The sequence below is a fragment of the Pseudomonas tehranensis genome (assembly GCF_014268615.1).
In the GTDB taxonomy this organism is placed as follows: domain Bacteria; phylum Pseudomonadota; class Gammaproteobacteria; order Pseudomonadales; family Pseudomonadaceae; genus Aquipseudomonas; species Aquipseudomonas tehranensis.
This window is the reverse complement of the sequence record NZ_JABWQV010000425.1, coordinates 1-2134: the sequence shown is the minus strand read 5'-3', so window position 1 is coordinate 2134 and position 2134 is coordinate 1. Positions and strand designations below refer to the sequence as shown.

General features: G+C 63.8%; 2 protein-coding genes. Both read left to right on the top strand.

The genetic code is table 11. The features are described from left to right. Positions 1-74: 74 nt before the first annotated feature. Positions 75-839 (top strand): IclR family transcriptional regulator, encoded by a 765-nt coding sequence (locus tag HU811_RS26705; protein ID WP_092396079.1) that lies wholly within the window; start codon positions 75-77, stop codon positions 837-839. Positions 840-868: 29 nt separating this feature from the next. Then, positions 869-2086, top strand: a complete 1218-nt coding sequence (locus tag HU811_RS26700) for an amino acid deaminase (RefSeq protein WP_186659088.1) — start codon at positions 869-871, stop codon at positions 2084-2086. Positions 2087-2134: the final 48 nt, after the last annotated feature.

Sequence of the window (2134 nt, the reverse complement as noted above, 5' to 3'; positions counted from 1 at the left end):
GCCGAGCGGGAGCAAGCTCCCTCGCCACGATGAAAATGCAAGCGTCTATGAGTGAATTACCAGGAACCGAAGACATGACCGAAGACACCATCAAGCGCCGGGCCCGAGGGTTGGACCGGGCGTTCGATATCCTCGATTTCCTCAAGGAAATCGGCCAGCCGTTGCGCCCCAATGACATCGCCAGCGGCATCGGCAGCCCCAAGTCCACGGTCTACGAACTGGTGGCGTCGCTGCTGGAGCGACGCATCCTGGAGCCGGTGGGCAAGGACGGTCACGTCTATCTGGGTCGCCAGTTGTACTTTCTCGGGCAGGCGCACCTGCGGCATTTCGACCTGAGTCGCGAGGCCGATCACGCCTTGCAGGAAATTGTCAGCCAAACCCGGGAAACGGCCCAGATGTGCCTGCTCAACGGGCGCAAATACACGGTGGCGCTGATGAAGGAAGGGGAGCGGCATTTCCGCATTTCCTCGGACATCGGCGAGAACGCGCCGATTCCCTGGACCGCATCCGGACGTCTGCTGCTGGCGCATCTGAGTGACCAGCAGATCATCGACCTGATCGACCCCGACGACTTCATCCTGCCGGACGGCGAGCGCTTGCCTCTGGAGCGATTTCTCGCAGAGATCCGGCAGGCCGGCCTTGATGGATTTTTCTCCTTCGACAGTGTGGCCGACACCTTTACCCACTGCTTCGCCGCGCCGGTCAAAGACGCCAATGGCGTGGCCATCGCGACCCTGTGCATCGTCGCCCCACGGGCCGACGCCAAGAACAACTACGCCGACTACCGCCGGGTGCTGATCGAAAGCGCCAACAACCTGGCCCGTCGCATCAATGAATAGACAGCCACGGCTGTGTGAGGAGTTCGAACATGTCTTCTGCCATTCATAACGCTGGCGTGGAGAAGGGGGCCGCCCAAGCGGGCGATCACCTGCTGCGGGACATCAGCCTGCCGGCGCTGGTTTTGCATCGCCAAGCGTTGGAGCACAACATTGGCTGGATGCAAAAGTTCGTCAGCGACAGTGGGGCCGAACTGGCGCCCCACGGCAAGACCAGCATGACCCCGGCGCTGTTTCGCCGCCAACTGGAGGCCGGCGCTTGGGGACTGACCCTGGCCACCGCGGTGCAGACCCGTGCCGCTTACGCCCATGGCGTGCGCCGGGTGCTGATGGCCAACCAATTGGTGGGCACGCCAAACATGGCGCTGATCGCGGATTTGCTGACAGATCCAGCGTTCGAATTCCATTGCATGGTCGACCATCCCGACAACGTGGCTGACCTGGGGGCGTTCTTCGCCTCTCGCGGGGTGAAGTTGAACGTGATGATCGAATACGGTGTGGTCGGCGGCCGATGTGGCTGCCGGAGCGAGGCCGAGGTGCTGGCCCTGGCCGAGGCGATCGGGGCGCAACCGGCGCTGGCGCTGACCGGTATCGAAGGCTACGAAGGCGTGATCCATGGTGACCACGCCATCAGTGGCATCCGCGCGTTTGCCGCGTCCCTGGTGGGGCTGGCGGTGCAACTGCAGGACAACGGTGCGTTCGCCATCGACAAGCCGATCATCACCGCCTCGGGGTCCGCCTGGTACGACCTGATCGCCGAGTCCTTCGAGGAGCGGAACGCCCACGGACGTTTCCTCAGCGTGCTGCGCCCCGGCAGTTACGTGGCCCATGACCATGGCATCTACAAAGAGGCCCAGTGCTGCGTGCTGGAGCGGCGCAGCGACCTGCACGAAGGCCTGCGCCCGGCCCTGGAGGTTTGGGCCCACGTGCAATCGCTGCCTGAGCCCGGCTTCGCGGTAATCGCCCTGGGTAAACGCGACGTGGCCTTTGATGCCGGGCTGCCGGTGCCGCTCAAGCGTTACCAGCCCGGTTCGGACTCGGTAGCGGGGCAAGCGCTGAGCGGTTGCAAGGTGACGGCGGTGATGGACCAGCATGCGTTCATGAGCGTGGCGCCGGGGGTGGCGTTGCGGGTTGGCGACATCATCTCGTTCGGCACGTCGCATCCGTGCCTGACCTTCGACAAGTGGCGGGTGGCGTGTCTGGTGGATGAGCAGTTGCGGGTGGTCGAGTGCATGGAGACTTGTTTCTAGCCTTGAAACCGAGTCGCGGCTATCGCGAGCAGGCTCGCTCCCACAGTG